The sequence below is a fragment of the Burkholderia dolosa genome, from assembly GCF_902499135.1.
GTDB classification, from domain to species: domain Bacteria; phylum Pseudomonadota; class Gammaproteobacteria; order Burkholderiales; family Burkholderiaceae; genus Burkholderia; species Burkholderia dolosa.
This window is the reverse complement of the sequence record NZ_CABVPR010000040.1, coordinates 26469-49965: the sequence shown is the minus strand read 5'-3', so window position 1 is coordinate 49965 and position 23497 is coordinate 26469. Positions and strand designations below refer to the sequence as shown.

Genomic DNA, 23497 nt, shown 5'->3' with positions numbered 1-23497 from the left:
AGCCTCGCAAGACCCTGCCGCACCGCGTGCGGCAGGCAACACAAAACGTCCGATTTTAACGGGTTCGACCCGCGTACCGCAGTTTGACCGGCGTTCGGCGGTTCGACGCGTGCGGCGTCAGGCGGCGTCGGGCACGACGCGAATGCGCAGCGATGCCGTTTCGGTCGCGCCCGGCGCGAGCATGCGCAGACCGAGGCCGTTGTGGATCGCGTCCGGCAGGCCGAGCCACGGCTCGACGCAGTAGAAGTCGGATTCCGGTTTTTCGGTCCACGTCGTGACCGCGTACCACGGGATCGATCCCGGCACGTCGAGCGCGATCTCGATCGTGCGGCGGCGGCCCGGCATCACGATGCGCACGGGCGCGGACGGCGTGCCGTCCAGGCAGTGGAAGCGGTCGAGAATCTTCGGATCGTCGAGGCGGTAGCGGCCTTCGCCCGGTTCGAGCGGCGTGATGGAGCCGTCCGGACGCTGCTCGCAGCGTCGCGTGCGCGGCAGCTCGAGCGTCGTGACCGCGCGTTCCCGATGCGGCAGCGCGAAGTAGAAGTGGTGGCCCGCGTAGTAGGGCAGCGGCGTGTGGCCGCGATTGGTGGTCGTCAGCGCGACATCGAGCGTATGCGCGTCGGCGAGCCGGTAGACCGCTTCGAAGCGGAAATCGAACGGATAGCTGTCGCGCAGCGCGTCGGTCGCGTCGAGCGTCATCGACAGCGCGGCGCCGTCGGTGGACGGCCGCGCGTCGAACGGCAGATCGCGGGCGAAGCCGTGCATCGGCAGGTCGCGCACCACGCCGGCCGAGTCGCGCCAGCGGCCGAGCTCGCCGTCGACGCGATGGCGGCCGAGAAACGGAAACAGCAGTGGATTGCCGCCGCGCACGCGCGCGAGATTGCTCCAGTCGGCCGTTTCCGGCCAGAAGATGACCGGTTCGCCGTCGATGTCCCATGACAGCAGGCGGCCGCCGAATTGCGGGGCGACGCGGACGAGCGACGGGCCCGCGTGAAGTTCGTGTATGTCGTGTTGCTGAAAAGTCGGCATGGCGAATCGGTATGAACGGGTGGATCGGACGTCGCGCGACGGCGCGCTCCATTATCGCGGCGGACGGCGCCCCGGGAAAACCCTTCTCGGGGAAATTGCGAGTTCTTGAGCGCGGCGACGCTCAGGATAATGCGCATAAACCGGTGATGTTGCCGGGTCATGACACTTTCGTGGAGGGGCCATGGATCTGGCAATGGCAATGGGAATCGCGCTGTTCGGTATGTTCACCGGCAGTACCGTGCTGTTTTTCTATCAGCTCGGCCGCTGACGGCATTTTCTGCCGGATTCGACAAGCCCGCCCTGCAAATGGCGGGCTTTTTGCTTTCCGCGCGCTTACAAATTGCAAGCGTTTGTATGCACTGCCGCAATATTCGGCCAAATGCCTTGGCGCGTTAATCCGGCCTCGGCATAATCGGGGCGCGTTTTTTCGGACGCGCGCCGCGTCGTCCGCCTTTCTTTCCGTTCATCTTCACTAAAGGACCGACGCGTGAGCCTCTGGTTTCTGGTATTCCTGAGCGTCCTGCAGGGCGTGACCGAACTCTTTCCCGTCAGCAGCCTCGGCCACACGCTGCTCGTGCCGGCGCTGTTCGGCATGCACATCGACAAGCATGCGCCGCAGTTGCTGCCGTTCCTGGTTGCATTGCACCTCGGCACCGCGCTCGCGCTGCTGTGGTATTTCCGCGCGCGCTGGATCGCGCTGATCGGCGGCTTCGTCGCGCAGCTCGGCGGACGCAAGAACGACGACGGGCATCTGATGTGGGCGCTGATCATCGGCACGATCCCGACGGGGATCGTCGGTCTGCTGCTCGAGAAGCGCATCGAGCGCGTGTTTCACGACTTGCGGATCGTTGCGGTCGCACTGATCGTAAACGGCGTGCTGCTGTGGATCGGCGATCGCATCCAGCGTAGCCGCGCGCATCAGCCGCCGGAGAAGATGACGTTCAAGCAGGCGTTCTTCGTGGGCCTCGCGCAGATCGGCGCGCTCATTCCGGGATTCTCGCGCAGCGGCCTGACGATGATCGCGGGCAACGCGGCGGGGCTGACGGCGGAGAAGGCCGCGGAGTTTTCGTTCTTGCTCGGCACGCCGATCATCTTCGCAGCAGGCGTGCTCGAACTGCCGAAGCTGTTCCATGCGCGCGACCAGCTCGCCGATGCGCTGCTCGGCGGCGTGCTGACGGCGATCGCCGCGTATCTGAGCGTGCGGTTTCTGATGCGCTATTTCGAAGGGCGCGGACGGCTGGCGTCGTTCGGGCTGTATTGCGTGATCGCGGGGCTGTTCTGCGTGGGCTGGTTCATGTTGCATCCGCAACCGGTTTGATCGCAGGCGCCGCTCGCGCGTAATATCACGCGTTGATCGGGTATAATTTCGGGCTCGGTTCCATGCCGGGCCCGTTTCGTTTCGGGGCGTCGAGTTCAGCGTGTCTGTTGCTCGGGGCCTTGCGCCGATTGCGGTCCGTGTCGCGGGCCGTGTCTTCTCCCTCGACCGCCCTTAGCTCAGTTGGATAGAGCAACGGCCTTCTAAGCCGTAGGCCGCAGGTTCGAATCCTGCAGGGCGGGCCAGCACAATGGATCGGTTGTGATGTTTTTCGCGTCGACTTGCTCCATCTGGTTCTGCCGTGTAACCGCCATGTAACCGGATTTTGTCAACGCACGAGCGTTGCCGCCGCGATGCCGGCGCTTGCGTAGTTATGCTTTGTTATCTTTTGCGTGCGGCGAGCCGGCTCTGCCGGACCAAGCGCTGAGCGTTGACTGTAGCGTCGCGGCCGCCGCACAGAAGTGGAGCCGCACGTCGATTTCGAAACTTCGCTATGCGCGAAGCATGACGTCCCGCAACTTCGCCGTGTCAGCGTATTGCTGGAACTGAACGATTCTGCCGTCGGACAACGTCCAAATATGACAGGCTTGCGCGTCGAGCGCGCGACCGGTCCGACGATGTATGCCCGTATATCGCGCTTCAACCACCACTGATTCCCCGCTGGCGTGAAATCGCACGGGCGTGATCGAAAATGTATGCCAGTCGTCCGGCATCCGATCAAGCAGATTCCGCTTGACGGCGGCCGGGCCTTTCCACGTCGCTTCGTTCGAATACGGACTGCTTTCGGCCTCGTTCCATTCGATCGATGGATCGAATAGGTCGAGCAACGCCGAAACGTTTCCCTCGGCCAGGTAGCGGTAAGCGCTTTTGACGGTATCCGTGGGAGTCATATGTCGGTTCTCCTGATACTCGATCTATCTGTGAGAAATGTGCCGTCCTGGTCCGGTGCGTCGTGAGCGGGCGATGTCATGGCTCGGCACCGCGACCGATGCACCGGACGAGACACGCATGCGAGGCAGGACGGCGATAGTCAGCTAGGCGAGCGGTGCGATGCGACTTGAATGCGCCGCCGCGTACGGCGCGATCTGATAGCCGGGAACCACTGGCTGATCCATGTCGACTTCGCGAGACGCCGCCGCTGTATTCGATACGACCGATGAAGCGGCTTCCGGTAGTGGATACGTGTCGCCGAATTGAGCGAGGAATCGATCCGTTTTCGTTGGATCGCGGCTAATTTCGCGCAACGCCTCCAAATCTCGCACAGTGCGAACTTTCAGTTCCGCCGTCTGGCAGACGAAATTGAAATAGCTCGCGTAGTCGTCGTGGCGTGCTGCGCGATAAGCGGCCAACGCTTGATCGAGCGGCACTTCGCCGCGCAGCCCGCGATCGACGTGCCAGCTGATCAGCTCCGCGTCGCGAAATGCGTGCGTGATGCCCATCGCCGTGACCTGATCTTTGAAGCTACCGGCATCGCCGATGAGCGCCCAGCCGCAGCCGACGTTTTGCCTCTGAAATGCGGGCATCGTTCCGCACGCCTTGAATGGCTCTTCGCGCGTGCCACTACGGACCTTTTCTGCCGTGTCCGGATCGCAGAACTCATATGTCTTGAGGAAATTCTCCTCCGGGTCACGACGAAATTCGTCCCACCACGAACTGGGCCCGTATGTGAGTACCATGTGCGTGCCGTCCGACGTGGGGAAGATCGCCGTGCCGAGGCGCCCGCGGTTGCATATGGTCAATTCGTCCTTGTCGATACCGGAGAAGTATCCGAAATAGGCAAACGTCGAATTCGACCGGTAATCGGTCGTTTCGGCACCGACAGCCTTCGCAAACTGGGAAAAGCGTCCGTCCGCACCAATGACGAGGCGTGCGCTCGCCTGAATCGGCGTGCCTTGTTCGGTGACTGCGTGGATGCCCGTCACCTCGCCATTCTCCACGATCGGACGCGTGAAAGTCGTACGCTCGCGAACATCGGCGCCGGCCGCGGCCGCTGCTCTGATCAATTCGTGATCGAGAAGGAGACGTCTCGGCCCGCAATAGACGTTGGTTGCGCCATTCGCGTCGCCATGCACTTTCCGAAAGCGTTGCTCGATGTCCGCAAGCGGGATCGAGCCGGACATCCTGACGCCCTCGATCGTCACTTCCATATGCGCGAATTTCGGGGTGCGGCTGAGAATAGGCTCCGCGATACCCCAGCGCTTCAGATAGGACACGCCGCGCGGCCAAATGAAATGGGTCGAAAGCGTATCGCGCGGGAATTGCTTCCGGTCGATCAACAACACCTTGTGTCCTTGACGTGCGAGATGCATGGCAGTCGGTGCGCCGGATACGCTGGCGCCGACGACGACGACATCGAACTGTTCCATAAGCCCTCCAGTATTCGGCACAAATCAGCCGTTCGCGACCGAACGGGACTGGGCATCAAACAGGCCGTGTTTGCTGGCGAGTTCGCCGAGCAGATCGACGGTGTGATCGATTTGCTCGCGCGTGTGTCGGACGTTCACGATGAACCTGATGCGGCCGTCATTCTCGGCTACCATCGGATACGCGACCGGCACGGAAAACACGCCGTTCTTGTACAGATCGAAACATATTCTCAGCAGCTTTTTGGTATCCGGTATATAGATCGGCACGATCGGGGTCTGGCTGTGCCTCAGGTCAAAGCCGATCCGCTGCAACCGGGAACGCATGTACCGATTCTTCTCGTGCAGCTCGCGTGCGATGCCCGGTTCGGTCTCGATCACTTCGAGGGCGGCAAGCACGGCCGCGGCGTCCGCCGGGGTAAAGCACGCCTGGAATGCATATGCATTGGCGCTCCATTGAAAATATGATGCGAATCGACGCTCCATTGCGACGAAGCCGCCGATCGAAGCCGTTGCTTTCGAGAACGTGGATGCGATGAAGTCGACCTGGGCGGTGACGCCTTCTTGATGACAGAGGCCTCGTCCTCCGTCGCCGTAAATGCCGAACGAGTGGGCCTCGTCGACGAAGAGCAGAAAGTCGTAGCGCTGCTTCAGCGCAACGACTTCCGCGAGCGGGCAAATATCGCCGCTCATCGAATAGGCCGACTCGACAATCACGACGATCTTGCCCTTGCATTCCCGTTGCGAAATTTCGAGTTTGCGCTGCAGATCTTCGACGGAATTGTGTCGAAACGAAATCCAGCGCCGTGCTGGCGACAGGCGGATGCCATCACGGATGGACGCATGAGATTCATCGTCGATCAGCACGTGATCGTCTTCCTGGCACAGGGCTGCCAGCGCACCCATATTGGCAGTGAACCCGGTGGGGAAAAGCATGACGGATTCCTTCCCCAGCCAGTGCTGCAATTTGGCTTCGATTTTCCGATGCAGAACGTTCATGCCGCCGGAGATAGCCGACGTTCCACAGCCTGTGCCCATTCGGCGAACTGCGCCGACGACTTCCTCGATTACCTTCGGATGGCGATTCAGGCCAAGATAAAGATTGGTCGACCAGATCGAGCAATCATGAGGGGTTTCGTTCAGAGACGTTGCGATGGGCGAGGACGCATCGCTGCCAAGGCAGGAGAATGAGTCGAAGCTGTAGATGCCTTCCCGTAGCTGTTTCTGGCGCAGAGCATCCATCTGCTCGGTAATAATGTCGACATCGCGGATGCCCGACCGCTTGAGGTGCATCATCAAGGTTCCGGTCGTGTTTTTATATATCTCGTCGTCGTGGGAAACGCTGAAATCAAAATTGCCGATTGACGTCATGGTGGCCTCCTGGTCAACAATCGATAAATTTGATGCGAATTTTAATTAAGGCAGTCAATAGGCTCCGACCGGCTTATTGCAGTCGATTTTCGATATATGGTCGGAGCTCAAGCAGCTGTATGGCGCCGGTCTGACGTGACGCCCGTTGATCGGCTCAATCCTTTTGGCCTTCGATCACGATCGCATGCGGCCAATCCCGGTAAGCTCGCAGATCATCGCGGTCCCCATCCGACGATGTCAGGCGATGCCATGCGATGGAGCGAATCCCCGCGTTGTTCAAGGCTTTCTCGATGGAAGCCTTTTTCCAATACCATGCATAAACGCTCCCTTCATATCCCCGATAATTCAGGTCGAGCGTCAAGCGACTGCAGTCTTCATAACTCTGTTTGTCGGGATCGGACGGAGTAAAACGCAGACCGTAGCGTTCGTAGTACTCCGGATTGGGATTGATATCCGGATTGATGGTGACTGCGACGAACCGTCCGCCGGGGCGAATGAGCGACGCCATTTCCGCGCACATGGCGTCAAGTTGCTCAGTATTTGTGGCGTAAGGGAGTACGTAAATACTGAGAAGAATGTCAAATTGACCGATGAGATCGGGCGTGAGAGCAGAAACGTACTCGATATCGAGACGTTCTTGATCTGCGCGGTGTTGAGCATTCTGTCGCATGCCGTCGGTTGGTTCGTAACCCAAAACGCGCGCGGCACCGAGCTTCTTGAATATGCGGGTATAGCCGCCGCCGCCACATCCGAAATCGATGATGGTCGAATTGCGCGGATCACCGACAACGTTTTGAACAGTAGGTGCTTCGAAATACTTTCGGAACGGCCATTCGAACATGTCCTCATATAAATTGAACAATGTCGCGAACTGTTCAGCTTCTACCGATTTCATGCAAATCTCCAAGTACGTCGAGCGTTTGACGTTTGACTGCGTGGGAACGGATTCGGGGTACGGCTGATTTTTAGATCTCAACCTGTCGGAAAGCGAGGCGCAGGCGCTGGAGGGGCGATCAACCCAGGGCGATACTCATCAAATTCCGAACTCAGCGTAACGCAGCTGTCAGCGGCAAAATACTATTAATTCCTCTAGGGTCTGCGCGAATTTTGACCTGCGGTTCGAAATACGCAAGTGAGCGTCGTAAAGGCTGAATATTTGCCGGAGAGACGTGCGTCGGCGACTGGAGTAAATAAGCGCTGATTGCGCTGAAATTCGTGCGTAGCAGCTTGGAGCTTGATTCTGTTCGCTTGCCTCCGTCGAGCTTGCCAATATCAGTGACAGCATCAAGTCGTGCGGCTGTCGTGGGTGCGGGCGCATTTACGCCACCAGTTTCGGCGAGTCCTTATGGAATCCATCAAGCGTTCGTTCCTGTCGCATTGCTGAAGTGTTCAACTATGTCGGCCATTGGCCACGAACGGGTGTCCTGTTAGCGAGCGGATACGGATCTCAACCGGGGGTATGCGTCGATACCGTTGAACGTGAGGCCTGCCTGCTCGAGCATCCGCGCGTCGATGCGATCGCGCCACGTGGGCGGTCGATCGAGTGGGTGGCGGTAATGCTTTTCGGCTAACTCGCTTGGTTTGTGCCCGACGATTTGCGCGCTCATACCGCTCGGCATTTCCACCCCTCGCAGAGACTGCCGAACGATCGGCGCACGGCGTGCAGGCTCAAACGAGCAGGCGAGCCGCGGTCAGGGACGTTGTTGTGTGCGTGACGGGGTTCAGCGAGCCGGCCGTCATGTGCAGTCGAACTGGAAAATACCCATTCGTTACGGCGAGGCGGCGCGGCCAGTAAGGTAGATATATGGCGTCAACGGGATGACGCGGCCAGTGTCTGTCATCCTGCACGGCGCGCCGATGAAATCCATGCGTTGGCTGGTACTGCAAATTTCCGGTCCACTGCCGCTGTCCATGTGGCCGAGTGCGATTTCGTCCGCTGCAGCGGCGACGATGTACCCGATCGTCGAAGGCGCCGGTCGCAGGCTCCCGGACGCCGCCCGCCCACGCGCATAGGTGGCGCCCGCCGCGAGGTGGCTGGCCGAGACGATCGGCGGGCGGCGCGCGCGTGTCCGCGGCGCGGCCCGACGAGATCCGATCGGCGCTGACGGCCGTTTGTCCGGCAGCCTACCAGCTATAGCGATAACCGCCAGCGTCGCTCCATGTTGCACCGTCATCGTCGATGCCGCGCTCAGTACAGTCGCGGCGGCGGCCTTCAGCGTTCCGGCTGCGACGATCGTCGCCTGTCTGCGTATCGGCACCGGCCAGCAGCAACGTGCCGTCGCCCGCTTTCGTGATGCTGCCGGAATCGGAGATCGTCCCGTCGAGCGTGGGCGTCGTGACCGGTCCGGCTCTCTTCATGAAGCCTTCGCAAAAGAACGGCAGTGGGCGAAGCCATGTGCATTCCTTGACGAGATTGACAACGTCGATCACATATTCGCGAATGCCGCGTCAATCAAATGCAGTGAGCGAAGCGGCCGATCATCGGCGAACAGGCCTGTCGTCATGACCTTCTGGCGAGCGTGATCGCGCGTTCGGGGCAGGCCGTCACGCAAAGTCCGCACGACCGGCACGCATCCGCATTCGGCGTATACGCGACTTTCATTCCATGCACGCGGATCTTCATGCGATGCATCAGCCCGAGCGCGCCGTAATCGGCGTCGTCGATTCGCCGGACTTCGAACACGTTTTCCGGGCAAACGGTTACGCAATCGGCCTTGCCTTCGCAACGTTTCAGATCGACGACCGGCGCGATCACGCCCGGCCGTTGCTTGCAGTCGCTCGTTGATTGATCGCGCATGCTCATTCCCCGGTCGACTGGCTGCGCCGCGAGCGCCACGCGTTGCGGAAATGCTCGCGTTCCTCCGGCGTCATGGATTCCCACTTGCGCCAGTGGCGCCGGCCGTGCCACCCGCGGTGTCCGCGGAATCCGCCGAACAGGATGCGGCTCAGCACGAGCAGGCCCAGCGCATGAGCGAAGTCGATCGTCCGCGCGCCGACGAACAGCGCCGGCATCACCCAGTTCCATAGCATCATCACGAGCCATCCGAGCACGCCGATGGCGATCACCGCAAACAGTGCTTTGCCCGCACATCTGATCCGAAAATTCATTCGCCGACTCCTCTAGAGATCCAGTTCGTCATAAATGGGCTGCAGCCGTGCACGCAGATGCAATACCGCATAGCGCTTGCGCGCGAGCAGCGTATTGAGCGCGACGCCGCTTTGTGCGGCCATCTCCTTGAAGGAGCGGCCTTCCAGTTCGTGCGCGACGAAAACGTCGCGCTGATTCGACGGCAACTCGTCGAGCGCGTCCTGCAACGCGTCGAGCAACAACGTGCGCGCATACACCGCTTCCGGGCCGGCGTCGTGCGCGGGTAGCGCAAGATCCAGCCGATACTCGGCGTCCGCGTCGTCGTCGGTGTCGAGCAGGTCGGACAGCGGCTGCTCCTTCTTCTTGCGAAACCGGTCGACGATGCGATTGCGCGCCGCGCGGAACAGCCACGCGCTCGCCTGTTCGATCGCCGCGGGGAGGCGGTAAGCCTGCACGAACTCGTGAAATACGTCCTGCAGAATGTCGTCCGCATCGTCCGGGTCGCTGATTCGACGCCGGATGAAATGCCCGAGTCTCGTTCGTTCTCGCATCACTATCGCGGTGATGTCGCGGTCAGGGTCGGTCATCGTGCGCGTAGTGGGTGGCGATTCCATGCGTGTGAAGACGTTTCAAGCGCGCGAATATTGTGGAGACCGTGAAAAATCGCCGGCTCGGCATGTCGGCTTGCTGCGGGGCGACCAGTCGCCGGCCAGGTAGAGCAGGGGCCCGGCATGTCGATCATGCTGGAAGGCAGGAAAACGCTCATTCCGCCGCTGGGCTTCGATACGCGAACCGGCCGTCTTCCGCGCTCGAAAAACATCGCGATTCGCGCAACCGCGACGGCATCGCAGGCCAACGACCCGAGCAAGGCGCGTCGTTTCGCTCCCGCCCGGTGCTTTCGGCAGGATCGCGACGTCGCTCTACTCGCCGTCCGCCTTGATGAAATCGATGAATGCCCGCAGCGGAGCAGGGACGAAACGCCGCCCCGGGTAGTACAGATACGGACCGGAGAACGGCCGCCACCAGCGCTCGAGCACGGGCTCCAGCGCACCGCTCGCGAGATGCGGCCGAAGCCACTCCTCGTAAAGATGCACGACGCCGAGCCCGGAGCGCGCGGCGTCCACGACGAGATCGACCGCGCCGCCGATCTGCACGACGAGCGGGCCGGACGGATCGACACGGACGACTTCGCCGTCGCGCTCGAATTCCCATAGCGGCATCGTGCCGCTCGCAAACCGTCCGCGCAGGCATGCGTGGTCGAGCAGTTCGCTCGGGTGGCGCGGACGGCCGCGCCGGTCGAGATAGCCGGGCGCGGCGGCGGTCGCGAACCGCTGCGTACGCGGCCCGATCGGTACGGCGATCATGTCCTGCTCGAGGCGCTCGTCGTAGCGAATGCCCGCATCGCAGCCGACTTCGAGAATATCGACGAAGCTTTCGTCGGCGACGATCTCGAGCCGTATGTCCGGATACGCGGCGAGAAAGCGCGGGACGATGGACGGCAGCACGAGCCGCGCCGCGCTCATCGGAACATTGAGCTTCAACGTGCCGGCCGGCCGGTCGCGGAAGCTGTTGACGACGTCGAGCGCGGCCTCGACCTCGCTCAGCGCGGGCGTCAGGCGCGCAAGCAGGCGCTGTCCGGCTTCGGTCGGCGCCACGCTGCGCGTCGTGCGATGCAGCAGCCGCACGCCGAGTTGCGTCTCGAGCCGCCGCACGGCCTCGCTGAGACCGGACGCGCTCGCGCCTACCGTTCTCGCGCCTTCGCGGAAGCCCTTCGCGCGCGCCACCGCGACAAACGCGTTCAGATCGCCCAGATCGACTTGCATTGTTCGTCCTTTCGTACAGGTCGTGCAGATTGTGACGGATTATCGCGCAGCACAACGGAGCGTAACCTGCGGTCACTCATTCGTCACAGGAGCTCGATATGTCCGCCATCGTTCAGTCCGGCACGTTTTCTTTCGCGGGCCGCCGCGTTCATCGCATCGGCTACGGCGCGATGCAGCTCGCAGGGCCCGGCGTGTTCGGCCCGCCGAAGGATCGCGACGCGGCGCTCGCGGTGTTGCGCGAAGCGGTTGCATTGGGGGTCGACCATATCGACACGAGCGATTTTTACGGCCCGCATGTGACCAACCAGCTGATTCGCGACGCGCTGCATCCGTATCGCGACGATCTGCTGATCGTGACCAAGGTCGGCGCGAAGCGCGGCGACGACGGCGCGTGGCTGCCGGCCTTTTCTGCGGAAGCGCTCGCTTCGGCCGTGCACGACAATCTGCGCAATCTGCGCGTCGACGTGCTCGACGTGGTGAATCTGCGGATCATGTTCGACGCGCATGCGCCGGCCGAAGGCTCGATCGAAGCGCCGCTGACCGCGTTGGCGGAACTGCAGCGGCAGGGGCTCGTGCGGCACATCGGGCTCAGTAACGTCACGGCCGCGCAGATCGACGAAGCGCGACGGATCTGCGAGATCGTCTGCGTGCAGAACCACTACAACCTCGCGCATCGCGACGACGACGCGCTGATCGATGCGCTCGCCCGCGACGGCATTCCGTACGTTCCGTACTTTCCGCTGGGAGGTTTCAGTCCGCTGCAGTCGTCGGTGCTCGACGCGGTTGCCGCGCGGCTCGGCGCGACGCCGATGCAGATCGCGCTCGCGTGGCTGCTGCGCCGCGCGCCGAACATCCTGCTGATTCCGGGAACGTCGTCGGTCGCGCATCTGCGCGAGAATCTCGCGGCGGGCGAGCTGGTGCTGCCGGACGATGCGGTGCGCGAACTCGACGGCATCGCGTCTGCGCGTGCATGAGCGCGTCGCGGCGCCGTACGCGGATGCGCTCGTTTCCGGCGACGTGATGCAGCGCGATTCAGGTGCATCGGCCTGAGCGGAATTCGGTGTTCTGCGCGCACGCGGATCGCGCGCGCGAATCGCGGCTGCAGCTGCTGACTCGCGCGGCCGACACGCATGCGACGGTGTTCGCCGCGCACTTCGCGCGGACGTCGGCGGGCAACGTGACGCGCTCGGGCGACGGCTTCGAATGGCGCGACGTCGAGCCGCAGGTGCGGTGACCATTCGACGGCGGCCGTCGCCGGCGTGATCCGACCGTGGTCGCCGGCGGCGGCTTGTCGTTGCAGACGCAACCGTCTGCCGCCGCGGGCTGTCGGATCGACGACGTGTTGCGACTATCAGCGAGCGAGCGCGGCCGCGAAGTCGCGATAGGTGTGCAGCGGACGGCCCAGCATTTTGGTGAGGCGCTCGACGTCGCCGGCCTCCGGCACCATGCCGTCGGTCACGTAGCGCTCGGCCATCAGACGCATCTCGTACGCCATCCATTTCGGCATGAAGCGTGCGAGATTGCTTTCGAACGCGGCCGGATCGTCGCCGCCATATGCGACCGGGCGGCCGAGCGCCTGCGACCAGATGTCGGCGAGCTGCGGGCCGGTCAGCGTGTCCGGTCCGACGAGATTCACGGTCTCGACGGGCAGCTTGGCCGCTGCGTCGTTGCGGCGGATCAGCTCGATCGCCGCGATTTCGGCGATGTCGCGCACGTCGATCATCGCGACGCCCTTGCTGCCGATCGGCATCGGGTAGACGCCGTGACCGACGATCGCGTCCTTGATCATCAGCTCGTTGTCCATGAAGTACGCGGGGCGCAGGATCGTCGCGCTGAAGCCGGTTCGCTCGATCATGCGCTCGGCACCCGACTTCACCGCGAAGTGCGGGACGTTCACGAACCGGTCGGCATGGATGACCGACAGATAGACGACGCGCTCGACGCCCGACCCGCGTGCGACGTTCAGCGTGACGAGCGCCTGCGTGAATTCGTCGGCCGCGACCGCGTTGAGCAGAAACAGCGTGCGCACGCCCGAGAATGCGGTGCGCAGCGAGTCGAGGTCGAGCATGTCGCCCTGTGCGACCGTCACCGCGGCCGGAAAGTCGGCTTTCGACGGATCGCGAACGAGCACGCGCACGTCGGCGCCGCGGCTGACGAGCTGATGAACGACCTGGCGGCCGACTCGGCCGGTGGCGCCTGTTACGAGGATGGTCATGATGTTCACTCCTGGATGAAGGTTGGCTGCCCACGTAAGTTAGGTGATCCGCATACGGTCCGGAAGATGTGTTAAATAGACGGCGTGTCTCACTGGTGGAACGCTATGGACCTGCTCGCACTCGCCGATTTCAATCTCGTCGCCCGTCATGGCAGCTTCGGCGAGGCCGCTCGTGCGGCGGGCCGGCCGAAGGCGACGCTGTCCCGTCGCGTGACCGAGCTGGAGAACGCTCTGCATCTGCGGCTGTTCGAACGCGGCGCGCGCGGCGTGAAGCTCACGCAGGAAGGGCGTGCGCTCTACGAGCGCACGGGTGCGCTGCTCGCCGAGCTTGTCGATAGCGCGTCGGCGATCGCGTCGGGCGGCGAGCGGCCGCGCGGCCGGCTGCGCATCAGCGCACCGGCGCTTTTTTCGCAGCTCGCGATGAGCAAGCTTGTCGCGACGTTCGCGCTCGCGTATCCGGACGTGCGGCTGGAAGTGACGACCGAAGATCGCGCGGTCGACATGGTCGAGGAGGGGTATGACCTCGTGATTCGCGTCAATCCCGCGCGGGACGAAAGCCTGATCGGGCGCGTGTTTCTCCGGGATCGGCTCGTCGTCGTGGCGGCGCCGGCGCTCGCGCGTCCGACCGACGGCTCGGCCGTTCCGGCCGTCGTTCGCGGTGACGGCCCGCGAAACGCGTACTGGGATGTCGTCGACCGGAATCGGAAACGGCGGATAGCGATTGCGCCGGTCGCTCATCTGTCGTCGCTGATCATGGTTCGCGATACGGTGCGGTTCGGCGTAGGCGCCGCTTGCCTGCCACTGTCGCTGGTGAGCCGAGACGTGGCCGAAGGCCGGCTCGTGCATTGGGGCGACGTGGAAGGCTCCGAAGTCGCGCTATGGGCGCTTTATCCGTCGAGGCGGCTGTTGAGCGCGCGGGTGTCGGCTTTTCTTCAGCACCTGAGTGAAGCGTTTCCGCTGGGCACGCCGGAGGAATTGGCGGGGTATATCGGAGCGGGGATGTGACGTGGAGACGGCAGTTGTCGTCCTTCACGGCGGGATGGCGGCGTGCGCGCGGCCGCACCGCCGTTCTAGCGCGCGCCGTGACCGCACCGCGCGGCGCGCGAGCGTTCGCACGGTAGCGCGATATCTCGCGCGCGTGTGCGCGACCACGCCGGCACACCTCGTCGGAAAGCGGCGACACGCGGTGCGGCCGGCTCGAGCGCCGGCCGCGTGCTCGTCGTTCGCGAAAATCCTGTAGCATCGCCAGCGTACTTCCCTGGGCATGCGGCGTCCGTCGCGGCATGTCCGGTGTTCCCGTCTATCGCGGCATCGTCGGCACGCAGCGGCGATGCCACTCCGCGTGAGGTTCAGCATGCGCCGCATTGGACTTGTCGTCGTCCCCCAGTTCCAGGTGATGAGTCTGCTCGCGTTGTCCGTTTTCGACATCGCCAATCTTCGAGCGGGACGAAAGCTGTACGAAGTCAGCGTGATTTCCGAAGACGGCGGTCCGGTCGAGGCTTCGTTCGGCATGATCGCGTCGACGAAGCCGGCGCTGGTGTCGGAGCTTCATACCGTGTTCGTCGGCGCGTCGCTGTCGACGCCGCCGCTCACGGACCGCATGCGCGAACTGCTGCTCCGTCTGTCGGACAACGTCGAGCGTATGGCGTCGATTTGCCTCGGCGCGTTTCTGCTGGCGGAAGCCGGGCTGCTCGACGGCCGGCGCGCGACCACGCACTGGGCTTTCGTCGATCGATTCAGGGATCGCTATCCTGCCGTGTCGGTCGAGAAGGACTGCATCTTCGTGCGCGACGGCCGCGTGTGGAGTTCGGCCGGAATGAGCACGGCGATGGACATGGCGCTCGCGATGCTCGAGGACGATCTCGGCGCGGACGCCGCGCTGCAGGTCGCGAAAGACCTCGTGCTCGAGCGCTGGCGGCGCTCGGGATCGCAGCCGCAGAACTCGGTGCTGATCGACCATCCGGCGCGCTCCAATCGAATCCACGACGTCATCACGCACATCCGGACGAATCTCGGCACGAATCTGACCGTCGAAAAACTGGCCGACGTCGCGCGCATGAGCAAGCGCCAGTTCACGCGCCGCTTCAAGGACGAAACGGGCCTCACGCCTGCGAAGGCGGTCGAACGCATCAGGCTGGAGACGGCGCGGGATTTCGTGACGAGTTCGTCGTGGACCATCGACACGATTGCGCGCGAAACCGGCTACGCGGATCCGGAGCGCATGAGGCGATCGTTCGTCCGCGCATTCGGCCAACCGCCTCAGGCGCTGCGGCGCCAGCGCAAGCCGGAGCGCACCGGCGCCGACTGACGCGCGCGCCGGCGCGTATCGCTCGCTGCGCAATGCAGCATGACGCGAAACGAGGGAATTGAGTCCCTCCGCATACGCGCTTCATCAATAGAATGTTTGCTGTTCGGGCCGGCATCGGTCCCGGGCAGCGTTGTCCTGTCGCGGCGTCGCGGGTGTCGGCTCGCCGCGTCGGGCCAGCGCGCCCGCGCCGGGTGACCGGCGGTCGTGCGTGCGGGTTCGTCTCGCGCCGCGGCCCCACGACGCGATGTTCATCGCGGGCTCGTCGACGACGGATCGTCCGCTTGACACCCGGTAACTTGCGAAACAGCCAATGCAGCAGATTTCACGCCGATCGTTCGAGATAGTTCACGTGAGCCGGACGTACGAGCTGCCGGCCACCGATTTCATCGCCGCGTTCGACGGCGTGCTCGGTACGCTCGACCGGAACGCGCTGACGCTGATGCGTGACGATCCGGCCGCGGCCGCGCGGCAGATCGAAGTGATGCAAGGGCCGCACGGCCTGATGCTGTTCGACAAGCTCGACCACGGCGTCCTGTTCGCGATGAGCGGCCGGCCGCGCGTTGCGTACCGGTATCACGTGGGCAATCCGCTGATCGCGTGGCGGATGACGCGCATCGATGTCCGCGCGGCGCTCTATGCACCTTTGACGGTCCTGATCGACGGCGCGGACGATGCACGAACGCGAATCGAATACGACCTGCCGTCGACGGTGCTCGGCCAGTTCGGAAACGGCGACGTCCGATCGGTCGGGCTCGAACTGGACGACAAGCTGAACGCTGCGATCGAAGCGGCCGCGCAGTGCGCGGCAGCGCGCACGCAGCAACGATGACGCGTGTCCCGCACGGGCAGCGCGCGCGTGCCGGCGACGAACGATAACGGAATGGATGGTTGGGACACACGCTATGTCAAATGCAGCAACGCAAGACGATTCGGCTGGCGTCGTCTACATCGTCGACGACGATTCGTCCGTGCGTGCGTCGCTCGATACGCTGCTGCGTTCGATGGGACTGCGCGTCGTGACGTTCGCGAGCACCGGCGAGTTTCGCGCGGCAAGCTGGCAGGACGCGCCGAGCTGCCTGCTGCTCGACGTGCGGCTGCGCGGCGAGAGCGGACTCATGTTCCAGCAGGCGCAGGATCGCCCGGCGCTGCCGATCGTGGTGATGACCGGCTTCGCCGACGTCGAGGTGTGTCGCAAGGCGCTGAAGGGCGGTGCGATCGACTTTCTGGTCAAGCCGTTCACGGATCAGGAACTGATCGATGCCGTGAATCTCGCGCTGTCGCTCGACGCGGCGCGGCGAACCGAGAACGATGCGCGCAAGCGCCTGCAGCAGTCGTTCGAGCTTCTGACGCGCCGCGAGCGCGAAGTGCTGTCGTATGTGATCAGCGGTGCGCTGAACAAGCAGATCGCATCGCATCTCGGGTTGAGCCTGATCACCGTCAAGCAGCACCGCGCGTCGGTGATGCGCAAAATGAATGCGTCGTCGCTCGTGGATCTCGTGCGCAAGTCCGAGGCGATCGGCGTGCAGCTATCGGATAGCCGCTCGGCCGCGTGACCGGCTAACGCAACGACGGATTCCGGCTGCGCCGCGCCCGCCGACTCGACGGCGCCGCTCGCCGGATGCAGTTTGCGACGCTATCGGCTGCGGTCGTGACGCAATGCGTGCGTGCCGTCATCCGCGGGCGCCGGCAGCGCGAACGAGAAGCAGCTGCCGACGCCCGGCTCGCCATGTGCCCACATCCGTCCGTGGTGCGCTTCGACGATCGCGCGTGCGACCGTCAGTCCCATTCCCATCCCGTCGCGCTTGCTCGTGAAGAACGGCTGAAACAGCTGATCGACCTTTGCCGGCTCGACGCCCGGCCCCGTATCGCGCACGTCGAAGACGACTTCGCCCGCCGCTGCGACGACCGTCACGGCCAGCACGCGCTCGCGCGACGGACCCATGTCGATCGCCTGAATGCCGTTCAGCAGCAGATTCGCGAGGACTTGCTGGATCTGTACCGGGTCCGGCCAATACGCGTATGTCCGGATCGACGCTGCTGTCGACACGAACGTCCTTCGCGCCCGCTTCCGGCGCGATCAGGAACAGCGCCGCCTTTACCGATTCGACCGCCGGAAAGTCGATGAACTGCACCGGCGCCTTGCCGATGAAACCACGAATCTTCCGGCATATCTCGATCGCGTCGCGTGCCCAGCGCGCCGCGTTCGCGATCGCGGCCGACGCTTCGTCGACGTTCGGCTCGTCGCGCGACAGCCAGCGCAACGATGCGTCGGCCGCCGCGCTGGCCGCCGATAGCGGCTGACTGACTTCGTGCAGGATCGACGCCGACATTTCGCCGAACAGCGACACGCGTGTCGCCCGCGCCATTTCCGCACGCAGCGCTTCGAGCCGCTCGGCGTTCTCCTTCTGTTCGGTGACGTCGAACGCGTAGAAATGGAGCCGCCGATAACCTTCCTCGTCGTTCGGCAACGAGCAGCGCCACACGATCGGCACGGTGCGGCCGGCGAACGTGACGAGCGTGCGTTCGCCCTGGCAGGCAGGTTTGTTCTCGTAGATCGCGCGCAGCACGGCACTGTTGCTGAGGCGGTCGGCCGGCAACAGGATTTGCGCATGCGCGAGGAAATGCTCGCGCGATTGCGCGTCGAACAGTGCGACGACGGCGTCGTTTGCGGCGACGAACGAATGCAACGCACGCAGGTTCGAGACGGCTTCCGGATGCGCGTCGAAATAGCGGTCGATATCGGCGACGCCCGATGCCTGCAGTTCCTTGATCGCGCGATATACGCGCGACCAGTCCTCGATCAGGATCGGAATCGGCGCGCTGAGGAACAGCTCGCTTTCCGCGGGATTCGACGAAGTGAACGGGTCGGGCGCGATGGCGGCAAGCGTGGACATGGCGACACGGATGGAACGCTAAGACCTCGCGCGATGCGCGCGAAGCCGGATGATGGAGGGGGACGGCGGAGCGGACGGCATGCGTCGGCCGTCTTCGACGTAGCTGCCACTATAAGGCAGATGAGCGCGTGCTGCTCGGCCCACGTCGCGATGCGTGCGTTTGCGCGCGTCGTTTTCGTCGTCACGCGTGCGATGTTTTCTGCGGCCGACATGCGTCTTGCGCGGCGCCGGTGCACACCTTGGTATGAGCGATCAGAGACCACGGACTGATGGAGCGTGCGCGGCCGTTTCAATAGACTCGGTGTCGTAGCGAGCGATGCAGTCAACGTCGGCAGTCGGGACGATACGACGTGTGTGCGGCGTTCGCACACCGGAGCCGGTTGCCGCGATCGCGGCAGACGGGCATTCGATGCGACAAGGACGGGCGAAATGACGCAAGCAACGATTGCACAGGACGATGTATTCGAAAGGGCACTGATCCGCTTGCTCGATCCGTCGGGCATGCCGGCCGCACGCAACGGTACGGTGTCGGCCGGCCGCCGTCGTCCGGCTCGCCGCATGCGGGCGGACGGCAAGCCGGATGACGATACGCGGGCCGGCGCGCAGATCACGATCGTCGAGATTCTGTCGAGGACGTCGGTCAGCGTGCGTTGGAGCGATCCGCGATCCGGGCATTTCGGTGAACAAGTGTGGCATTGCGTGATTGCACGGACGTCGTCGCGATGTGTGCTGACCGGCGTGCCGATCAATCGCGGCGATCGCGTGTATCGGCCGCGCGGACGCGGCCGGACCGTTCCATGCAACTGGGACCGGATGATCCATGCGGCTGCCGTGACGCCGTTGCCGGCAAGCGATTGCCCGCTGCAAGCGGCGTCGCGGTATCGGCTCGAGCGGACCGGCGACGTCGACCGTGACCGGTCGGAGCGCGCGTGAGCGGCGACGCGCGCGACGCTCGCGAGCGGTGCATCGTCGTGCGCCCGGTATTGCGGCAACCATACCTCGGCATGATTGTGACGCGCCGGTGCCGCCGATACGCTCGCGGTTACACGGTGACGCTTCCCAGCGTGAAGCCGAGAGCCTGGCGTCATGCGGGAGACTCTGTGCACGACAAGACGGTTTGCATCATCGACGATGAAATGGCGATGAGACAGGCGCTGGAATCGCTCGTCCGTGCGATGGGCGCGCGGGTCCGGCAGTACGCGTCCGCCGAAGCGTTTCTCGAACACGGCCGCGATGCGCCGTCGCACTGCATCGTATGCGACGTGCAGATGGCCGGGATGTCCGGCATCGAGTTGCTCGCATGCCTGCGTGCCGAGCGCTGCGACGTGCCGGTCATTTTCGTGACGGGGCACGTGACCGCGGACCGGCTCGCGGAGGCGGCGCGTCTCGGCGCGTTATGCGTGCTGGAAAAGCCGTTCGATCCGGCCGAACTCGCGCAGTGGATGAGCCGCGCGCTCGCAGCGCGTTGACGCGCGCTCGTCCGTACATCGCGACGGCAGCGGGCGGACCGTATCGGCGCCGTTCGTGCGGGACGACGAATCGGCCGCAGCCTATCCGTGGCGTCGAACGCTCGACGACACGACTTGCTTGAAAACGACGGGAGGATCTTGATGAAAAACGATACGCCGAGCCTCAGCGCCAGAACGCAGTTCGTCGACGTCGACGGGCGGCGTCTCGCGTACCGCACCATCGGCAGCGGCACGCCGCTCGTGTTGTGCGTGCGCTTTCGCGGGACCATGGACACATGGGATCCGCTGTTCCTCGACAGCCTCGCCGAGCGCGGCTTCCAGGTCACGATCTTCGACTACAGCGGCCTCGGACAGTCCACCGGCGAGCGCACGTATCACCCCGCATCGCTCGCGAAGGACGCGATCGATCTGATCGTCGCGCTGAAGCTGGGGAAGGTCGTCATCGGCGGGTGGTCGGTCGGCGGAATGGCCGCGCAGATCGTGCTTGCGCAAGCATCTCAGCTCGTCACGCATGCGGTTCTGATCGCGACGACGCCACCCGGGCCGCTCGTGAAGCCGGGCGAGCAGCTGTTCTACACGATGGCCAGGCGCGAGAACGACTTCGAGGATTTCGTCACGCTGTTCTTCGAACCGACGTCGGCCGACAGCCGTGCGGCGGCGGAACGGGCGGCCGCGCGCGTCGCGCAGCGCAAGGTCGATCTGAGTCCGGCCGTGCCGGTCGAGTGGGCGGGACAGCAGGTCGGCGACGGCCCGAAGAACCCGGTGTTCCCCGTGGCCGCAGTGCTCGATGCGCTGAAGTCGACGTCGATCCCGGTTCTTCATCTGGGCGGCGATCACGACATCGTGTTCCCGGTCGAGAACTGGTACGCGCTCAACGGCCGGCTGCCGACGCTGCATGTCGTCACGCTGCCGCGCGCGGGGCACGGGCCGCAGCTTCAATATCCGCAGGCCTGCGCAGCACATATCGCGGCATTCGTCGGCAACGACGTCGGCTGAGCGCCGCCGGAAGATCCGCGCGCCGGCCGTACTTCGGTCGGGCGGCGCGCCGGATCGCTTCGACAACACACTCGCATTTATCAGGATCGCAAATGGAAGATCTGGTTGATTTCGCCATTCGCGCGGCAGGCGGCATGGAGCGCTTTCGAAGCTTCCGCAGCGTGTCCGCGCAATTGCATCACACGGGCGTGATCTGGAAGCTGAAGCAGCGCGACGGCGTGCTGACCGATTCGCGCGTGACGGTGCAGCTGCACGAGCAGCGCGTGTCGCACGCGCCATTCGCGCCGACCACGGACCATTCGGTCTATACGCCGTCGCGCGTCGAGATCAGGCGCGCCGACGACAGCGTCGTCGATACGCTCGACGATCCGCGCGCATCGTTCGACGGCTACGACATGGAGACGCCTTGGTCGAACGCACAGCTCGCATACTTCGCCGGCTACACGATGTGGACGTATCTGACGTCGCCGTTTCTGCTGCGTCACAGCGGCGTGCGCAGCCGCGAAATCGAGCCGTGGAAGGTCGACGGCTTGCCGTGGCGGCGGCTGCGTGTCGAGTTTGCGCCGGAGATCGCGACGCACAGCGCGGTCCAGACCTTCTATTTCGACGCGGACGGACTGCTGCGCAGGCACGACTACGAGGTCGACATCCAGGGGCGCAACGCGGCGGCCCGCTATCTCGACGATTACGTCGATGTGCAGGGCATCCGCATGCCGACGCGCTTTCGCATTTATCCGCGAACCGCGGACAACGTCGCACTGCCGGCGCCGCTGATCGTCGGCGTCGATCTGTCGAACTTCCGTTTCGAGTAACGAGGAAAACATGACACATGCAACGACCTACCGCGCCGCGGTCGTGACCGCGCCCGGACGACTGGAGCTGGTGGACCGGCCGATTCCCGAGCCCGCATACGGGCAGGTACGCATCCGCGTCGAAGCGTGCGGCGTATGCCACTCCGACAGCGCGACCGTCGAACGGCACGCACCGGACGGGGCGCCGCCGCGCGTGCCGGGCCACGAGGTCGTCGGGCGCATCGACGCGGTCGGCGGCGGCGTCGAAGGCTGGCAGATCGGCCAGCGCGTCGGCGTCGGCTTTCTTGCCGGCGAAGACCGCACCTGTTCGTCGTGCCGGCACGGCGACGTCGTCAATTGCGAGAACCCCGTGATCACCGGGATGACGACCGATGGCGGCTACGCGGAGATCATGCTGGCCGAAGCGCGCGGCCTCGTTCGTGTGCCGGACGATCTCGACGCGGCCGAGGCCGCGCCGCTGCTCTGTGCGGGCCTCACGACGTTCAACGCGTTGCGCAATGCCGGTGCGCGGCCGGGCGACGTGGTCGCGATCCACGGGCTCGGCGGGCTCGGCCATCTCGCGGTGCAGTTCGCGAACAAGATGGGTTTCTACACCGTCGCGATCGCACGCGGCGAGGACAAGGCCGCGCTCGCATCGCAGCTCGGCGCGCATCGCTATATCGATGCACGTGCCGACGACGTTGCCGTCGCGCTGCGCGCGATCGGCGGTGCGAAGGTCGTGCTCGGCACCGCGCCGACCGGCCCCGGCATGGCCGAGACCGTCGCCGGGCTGTCCGCGCGCGGCAAGCTGATCGTCGTCGCGGTGCCGGGCGAGCCGATCGCGGTGAACGCGGTCGACCTCGTGTTCGGCGGCCGTTCCGTCGTCGGTGCGCTGACCGGGACCGTGGCCGACAACGAGGAGACGCTCGCATTCGCGAAGCTGCAGAACGTTCGACCGATGATCGAGACGTTCCCGCTCGAGCAAGCACAGGCCGCATACGACCGCATGATGCGCGCGGATGTCCGGTTCCGCGCGGTACTGACGATGAATTCCGAATCGAAAGGAGTGGCCGCATGAACGCGATCGCCCGATCCATCATCGACGCGCACGGCGGTCTCGAGCAGTGGCGCCGGTTTCGCCAGGTTCGTGCGCGCCTCGTGCAGGGCGGCGCACTGTGGAGCCTCAAAGGTCAAGCCGGCGTGCTGGACGATACGACGGTGACCGTCGCGACCGATCGGCAATGGGCGTCGCATGCGCCGGTCGGCACGGTGGCCGCGCGCAGCGAATTCACCGGCGAGCGCGTCGCGCTGCTCGATTCGTCGGGGCGCGTGCTCGCGGAACGCGAGCATCCGCGCCGATCGTTCGACGGGCATACGCTCGAAACCGCATGGGACGAGCTGCAGCTCGCGTTCTTCGCGGGATGTGCGATGTGGACGTATCTGAATGCGCCGTTCGTGCTCGCATGGGACGGCGTGAGCTGCGACGAGGACGGGATCTGGAACGAGCACGGGGAATCCTGGCGCAGGATTCGCGTGCGCTACCCGGACACGCTCGAAGTGTTCAGCAAGACGCAGACGATCTATGTGGGGCCCGACGACCTGATCCGGCGGCTCGACTATGACGTCGAAATCGCGGGCAACACGCCGGGCGCGCATTACGTCAGCGACTACACGACCGTGTCGGGCATCCGCTTCCCGACCAAGCGGCGCATCTACCCGCGAACGCCCGACGGGCACGCGCTGCCGGAACCGCTCGTCGTATCGATCGACCTGCACGACATCGCGCTGAGCTGAGCGCCAAAACGGCGCGCTTCGCGCGCACATCGAGGATCGAA

At 64.3% G+C, this 23497-nt stretch carries 28 protein-coding genes and 1 tRNA gene; 17 read left to right on the top strand and 12 right to left on the bottom strand.

The window, feature by feature from the left end:
• Positions 1-117: 117 nt before the first annotated feature.
• Positions 118-1029, bottom strand: a complete 912-nt coding sequence (locus BUB20358_RS18310; RefSeq protein ID WP_006764627.1) for an aldose epimerase family protein — start codon at positions 1027-1029, stop codon at positions 118-120.
• Between the two features lie 11 nt (positions 1030-1040).
• Here BUB20358_RS18310 and BUB20358_RS18305 point away from each other — a divergent pair, with 11 nt between their 5' ends.
• The 3 genes from BUB20358_RS18305 to BUB20358_RS18295 all read left to right on the top strand — a co-directional run bounded on the left by BUB20358_RS18305 (position 1041) and on the right by BUB20358_RS18295 (position 2589).
• On the top strand, positions 1041-1505 hold the full coding sequence (locus BUB20358_RS18305; RefSeq protein ID WP_123806842.1) for a hypothetical protein: 465 nt from the start codon (positions 1041-1043) through the stop codon (positions 1503-1505).
• An 11-nt stretch (positions 1506-1516) separates the two neighbouring features.
• On the top strand, positions 1517-2347 hold the full coding sequence (locus BUB20358_RS18300) for an undecaprenyl-diphosphate phosphatase (protein WP_006764626.1): 831 nt from the start codon (positions 1517-1519) through the stop codon (positions 2345-2347).
• Between the two features lie 165 nt (positions 2348-2512).
• A tRNA-Arg gene (locus BUB20358_RS18295) sits at positions 2513-2589 on the top strand.
• 246 nt (positions 2590-2835) lie between these two features.
• On the opposite strand, the gene BUB20358_RS18290 is transcribed toward BUB20358_RS18295, so the two are convergent.
• The 9 genes from BUB20358_RS18290 to BUB20358_RS18250 all read right to left on the bottom strand — a co-directional run bounded on the left by BUB20358_RS18290 (position 2836) and on the right by BUB20358_RS18250 (position 10989).
• The gene (locus tag BUB20358_RS18290; RefSeq protein WP_035972631.1) at positions 2836-3234 is read right to left on the bottom strand and encodes a nuclear transport factor 2 family protein; all 399 of its coding nucleotides are present in this window, start codon (positions 3232-3234) and stop codon (positions 2836-2838) included.
• A gap of 144 nt (positions 3235-3378) precedes the next feature.
• Positions 3379-4710: an NAD(P)/FAD-dependent oxidoreductase gene (locus BUB20358_RS18285; RefSeq protein WP_065228299.1), complete on the bottom strand. Its 1332-nt coding sequence runs from the start codon at positions 4708-4710 to the stop codon at positions 3379-3381.
• 24 nt (positions 4711-4734) lie between these two features.
• Positions 4735-6078, bottom strand: a complete 1344-nt coding sequence (locus tag BUB20358_RS18280) for an aminotransferase class I/II-fold pyridoxal phosphate-dependent enzyme (protein WP_199901228.1) — start codon at positions 6076-6078, stop codon at positions 4735-4737.
• Positions 6079-6232: 154 nt separating this feature from the next.
• On the bottom strand, positions 6233-6973 hold the full coding sequence (locus BUB20358_RS18275) for a class I SAM-dependent methyltransferase (protein ID WP_081293599.1): 741 nt from the start codon (positions 6971-6973) through the stop codon (positions 6233-6235).
• Between the two features lie 1229 nt (positions 6974-8202).
• Entirely contained in the window at positions 8203-8508 is a 306-nt protein-coding gene (locus tag BUB20358_RS18270; RefSeq protein ID WP_035972626.1) for a hypothetical protein, read from the bottom strand.
• 70 nt (positions 8509-8578) lie between these two features.
• Entirely contained in the window at positions 8579-8875 is a 297-nt protein-coding gene (locus tag BUB20358_RS18265) for a 4Fe-4S dicluster domain-containing protein (RefSeq protein WP_035972624.1), read from the bottom strand.
• 2 nt (positions 8876-8877) lie between these two features.
• The gene (locus BUB20358_RS18260) at positions 8878-9186 is read right to left on the bottom strand and encodes a hypothetical protein (RefSeq protein WP_006764624.1); all 309 of its coding nucleotides are present in this window, start codon (positions 9184-9186) and stop codon (positions 8878-8880) included.
• A 12-nt stretch (positions 9187-9198) separates the two neighbouring features.
• Complete coding sequence (locus tag BUB20358_RS18255; protein WP_006764623.1) at positions 9199-9780, bottom strand: RNA polymerase sigma factor; 582 nt, start codon at positions 9778-9780, stop codon at positions 9199-9201.
• A gap of 306 nt (positions 9781-10086) precedes the next feature.
• Positions 10087-10989 (bottom strand): LysR family transcriptional regulator, encoded by a 903-nt coding sequence (locus tag BUB20358_RS18250; protein ID WP_006764622.1) that lies wholly within the window; start codon positions 10987-10989, stop codon positions 10087-10089.
• A 98-nt stretch (positions 10990-11087) separates the two neighbouring features.
• Between BUB20358_RS18250 and BUB20358_RS18245 the strand changes: the two genes are divergently transcribed.
• Both BUB20358_RS18245 and BUB20358_RS18240 read left to right on the top strand, forming a co-directional pair.
• Complete coding sequence (locus BUB20358_RS18245; protein WP_006764621.1) at positions 11088-11963, top strand: aldo/keto reductase family oxidoreductase; 876 nt, start codon at positions 11088-11090, stop codon at positions 11961-11963.
• A gap of 86 nt (positions 11964-12049) precedes the next feature.
• A complete protein-coding gene (locus tag BUB20358_RS18240; protein WP_223296906.1) occupies positions 12050-12223 on the top strand; it encodes a hypothetical protein in 174 nt (57 codons plus the stop codon).
• A gap of 117 nt (positions 12224-12340) precedes the next feature.
• Here the strand turns inward: BUB20358_RS18240 and BUB20358_RS18235 are convergent, their stop codons facing one another.
• Positions 12341-13204, bottom strand: coding sequence for an SDR family oxidoreductase (locus tag BUB20358_RS18235; protein WP_035973380.1), 864 nt, complete (start codon positions 13202-13204; stop codon positions 12341-12343).
• A gap of 105 nt (positions 13205-13309) precedes the next feature.
• Here BUB20358_RS18235 and BUB20358_RS18230 point away from each other — a divergent pair, with 105 nt between their 5' ends.
• The 4 genes from BUB20358_RS18230 to BUB20358_RS18215 all read left to right on the top strand — a co-directional run bounded on the left by BUB20358_RS18230 (position 13310) and on the right by BUB20358_RS18215 (position 17065).
• Positions 13310-14209, top strand: a complete 900-nt coding sequence (locus tag BUB20358_RS18230) for a LysR family transcriptional regulator (protein WP_006764618.1) — start codon at positions 13310-13312, stop codon at positions 14207-14209.
• A 349-nt stretch (positions 14210-14558) separates the two neighbouring features.
• Complete coding sequence (locus BUB20358_RS18225; protein WP_035972620.1) at positions 14559-15512, top strand: GlxA family transcriptional regulator; 954 nt, start codon at positions 14559-14561, stop codon at positions 15510-15512.
• Positions 15513-15861: 349 nt separating this feature from the next.
• Positions 15862-16341: a DUF302 domain-containing protein gene (locus BUB20358_RS18220; RefSeq protein WP_052688683.1), complete on the top strand. Its 480-nt coding sequence runs from the start codon at positions 15862-15864 to the stop codon at positions 16339-16341.
• 73 nt (positions 16342-16414) lie between these two features.
• Positions 16415-17065, top strand: a complete 651-nt coding sequence (locus BUB20358_RS18215) for a response regulator transcription factor (protein ID WP_035972619.1) — start codon at positions 16415-16417, stop codon at positions 17063-17065.
• 80 nt (positions 17066-17145) lie between these two features.
• Here BUB20358_RS18215 and BUB20358_RS28440 read toward each other — a convergent pair whose 3' ends face one another.
• Positions 17146-17559 (bottom strand): ATP-binding protein, encoded by a 414-nt coding sequence (locus BUB20358_RS28440; RefSeq protein WP_223296905.1) that lies wholly within the window; start codon positions 17557-17559, stop codon positions 17146-17148.
• Between the two features lie 98 nt (positions 17560-17657).
• On the opposite strand from BUB20358_RS28440, the gene BUB20358_RS28435 reads away from it, so the two are divergent.
• From BUB20358_RS28435 to BUB20358_RS18180, 8 genes are all read left to right on the top strand, one after another.
• A complete protein-coding gene (locus tag BUB20358_RS28435) occupies positions 17658-17813 on the top strand; it encodes a hypothetical protein (protein WP_223296904.1) in 156 nt (51 codons plus the stop codon).
• Positions 17814-17821: 8 nt separating this feature from the next.
• Positions 17822-18676, top strand: coding sequence for a hypothetical protein (locus tag BUB20358_RS28430; RefSeq protein ID WP_223296903.1), 855 nt, complete (start codon positions 17822-17824; stop codon positions 18674-18676).
• 159 nt (positions 18677-18835) lie between these two features.
• Positions 18836-19339: a DUF3331 domain-containing protein gene (locus tag BUB20358_RS18205; protein WP_035973378.1), complete on the top strand. Its 504-nt coding sequence runs from the start codon at positions 18836-18838 to the stop codon at positions 19337-19339.
• A gap of 116 nt (positions 19340-19455) precedes the next feature.
• The gene (locus tag BUB20358_RS18200) at positions 19456-19875 is read left to right on the top strand and encodes a response regulator transcription factor (RefSeq protein WP_390886194.1); all 420 of its coding nucleotides are present in this window, start codon (positions 19456-19458) and stop codon (positions 19873-19875) included.
• A 141-nt stretch (positions 19876-20016) separates the two neighbouring features.
• Positions 20017-20871, top strand: coding sequence for an alpha/beta fold hydrolase (locus BUB20358_RS18195; protein ID WP_035972615.1), 855 nt, complete (start codon positions 20017-20019; stop codon positions 20869-20871).
• Between the two features lie 92 nt (positions 20872-20963).
• A complete protein-coding gene (locus BUB20358_RS18190) occupies positions 20964-21683 on the top strand; it encodes a hypothetical protein (RefSeq protein ID WP_035972614.1) in 720 nt (239 codons plus the stop codon).
• A 10-nt stretch (positions 21684-21693) separates the two neighbouring features.
• Positions 21694-22740 carry an alcohol dehydrogenase gene (locus BUB20358_RS18185; protein ID WP_006764611.1) on the top strand — a complete coding sequence of 349 codons (1047 nt, stop codon included), beginning with the start codon at positions 21694-21696 and terminating at the stop codon, positions 22738-22740.
• Positions 22737-23456 (top strand): hypothetical protein, encoded by a 720-nt coding sequence (locus tag BUB20358_RS18180; RefSeq protein ID WP_006764610.1) that lies wholly within the window; start codon positions 22737-22739, stop codon positions 23454-23456. The genes BUB20358_RS18185 and BUB20358_RS18180 overlap by 4 nt, the downstream gene beginning before the upstream one ends.
• Positions 23457-23497: the final 41 nt, after the last annotated feature.

What these genes read in the sequence shown, in the direction of transcription:
- BUB20358_RS18310 (WP_006764627.1), bottom strand. Translation starts at nt 1,029, where the DNA reads ATGCCGACTTTTCAGCAACACGACATACACGAACTTCACGCGGGCCCG.
- BUB20358_RS18305 (WP_123806842.1), top strand. Translation starts at nt 1,041, where the DNA reads ATGAACGGGTGGATCGGACGTCGCGCGACGGCGCGCTCCATTATCGCG.
- BUB20358_RS18290 (WP_035972631.1), bottom strand. Translation starts at nt 3,234, where the DNA reads ATGACTCCCACGGATACCGTCAAAAGCGCTTACCGCTACCTGGCCGAG.
- BUB20358_RS18285 (WP_065228299.1), bottom strand. Translation starts at nt 4,710, where the DNA reads ATGGAACAGTTCGATGTCGTCGTCGTCGGCGCCAGCGTATCCGGCGCA.
- BUB20358_RS18280 (WP_199901228.1), bottom strand. Translation starts at nt 6,078, where the DNA reads ATGACGTCAATCGGCAATTTTGATTTCAGCGTTTCCCACGACGACGAG.
- BUB20358_RS18275 (WP_081293599.1), bottom strand. Translation starts at nt 6,973, where the DNA reads ATGAAATCGGTAGAAGCTGAACAGTTCGCGACATTGTTCAATTTATAT.
- BUB20358_RS18265 (WP_035972624.1), bottom strand. Translation starts at nt 8,875, where the DNA reads ATGCGCGATCAATCAACGAGCGACTGCAAGCAACGGCCGGGCGTGATC.
- BUB20358_RS18260 (WP_006764624.1), bottom strand. Translation starts at nt 9,186, where the DNA reads ATGAATTTTCGGATCAGATGTGCGGGCAAAGCACTGTTTGCGGTGATC.
- BUB20358_RS18255 (WP_006764623.1), bottom strand. Translation starts at nt 9,780, where the DNA reads ATGGAATCGCCACCCACTACGCGCACGATGACCGACCCTGACCGCGAC.
- BUB20358_RS18250 (WP_006764622.1), bottom strand. Translation starts at nt 10,989, where the DNA reads ATGCAAGTCGATCTGGGCGATCTGAACGCGTTTGTCGCGGTGGCGCGC.
- BUB20358_RS18245 (WP_006764621.1), top strand. Translation starts at nt 11,088, where the DNA reads ATGTCCGCCATCGTTCAGTCCGGCACGTTTTCTTTCGCGGGCCGCCGC.
- BUB20358_RS18235 (WP_035973380.1), bottom strand. Translation starts at nt 13,204, where the DNA reads ATGACCATCCTCGTAACAGGCGCCACCGGCCGAGTCGGCCGCCAGGTC.
- BUB20358_RS18230 (WP_006764618.1), top strand. Translation starts at nt 13,310, where the DNA reads ATGGACCTGCTCGCACTCGCCGATTTCAATCTCGTCGCCCGTCATGGC.
- BUB20358_RS18225 (WP_035972620.1), top strand. Translation starts at nt 14,559, where the DNA reads ATGCGCCGCATTGGACTTGTCGTCGTCCCCCAGTTCCAGGTGATGAGT.
- BUB20358_RS18215 (WP_035972619.1), top strand. Translation starts at nt 16,415, where the DNA reads ATGTCAAATGCAGCAACGCAAGACGATTCGGCTGGCGTCGTCTACATC.
- BUB20358_RS28435 (WP_223296904.1), top strand. Translation starts at nt 17,658, where the DNA reads ATGAAACCACGAATCTTCCGGCATATCTCGATCGCGTCGCGTGCCCAG.
- BUB20358_RS18205 (WP_035973378.1), top strand. Translation starts at nt 18,836, where the DNA reads ATGACGCAAGCAACGATTGCACAGGACGATGTATTCGAAAGGGCACTG.
- BUB20358_RS18195 (WP_035972615.1), top strand. Translation starts at nt 20,017, where the DNA reads ATGAAAAACGATACGCCGAGCCTCAGCGCCAGAACGCAGTTCGTCGAC.
- BUB20358_RS18190 (WP_035972614.1), top strand. Translation starts at nt 20,964, where the DNA reads ATGGAAGATCTGGTTGATTTCGCCATTCGCGCGGCAGGCGGCATGGAG.
- BUB20358_RS18185 (WP_006764611.1), top strand. Translation starts at nt 21,694, where the DNA reads ATGACACATGCAACGACCTACCGCGCCGCGGTCGTGACCGCGCCCGGA.
- BUB20358_RS18180 (WP_006764610.1), top strand. Translation starts at nt 22,737, where the DNA reads ATGAACGCGATCGCCCGATCCATCATCGACGCGCACGGCGGTCTCGAG.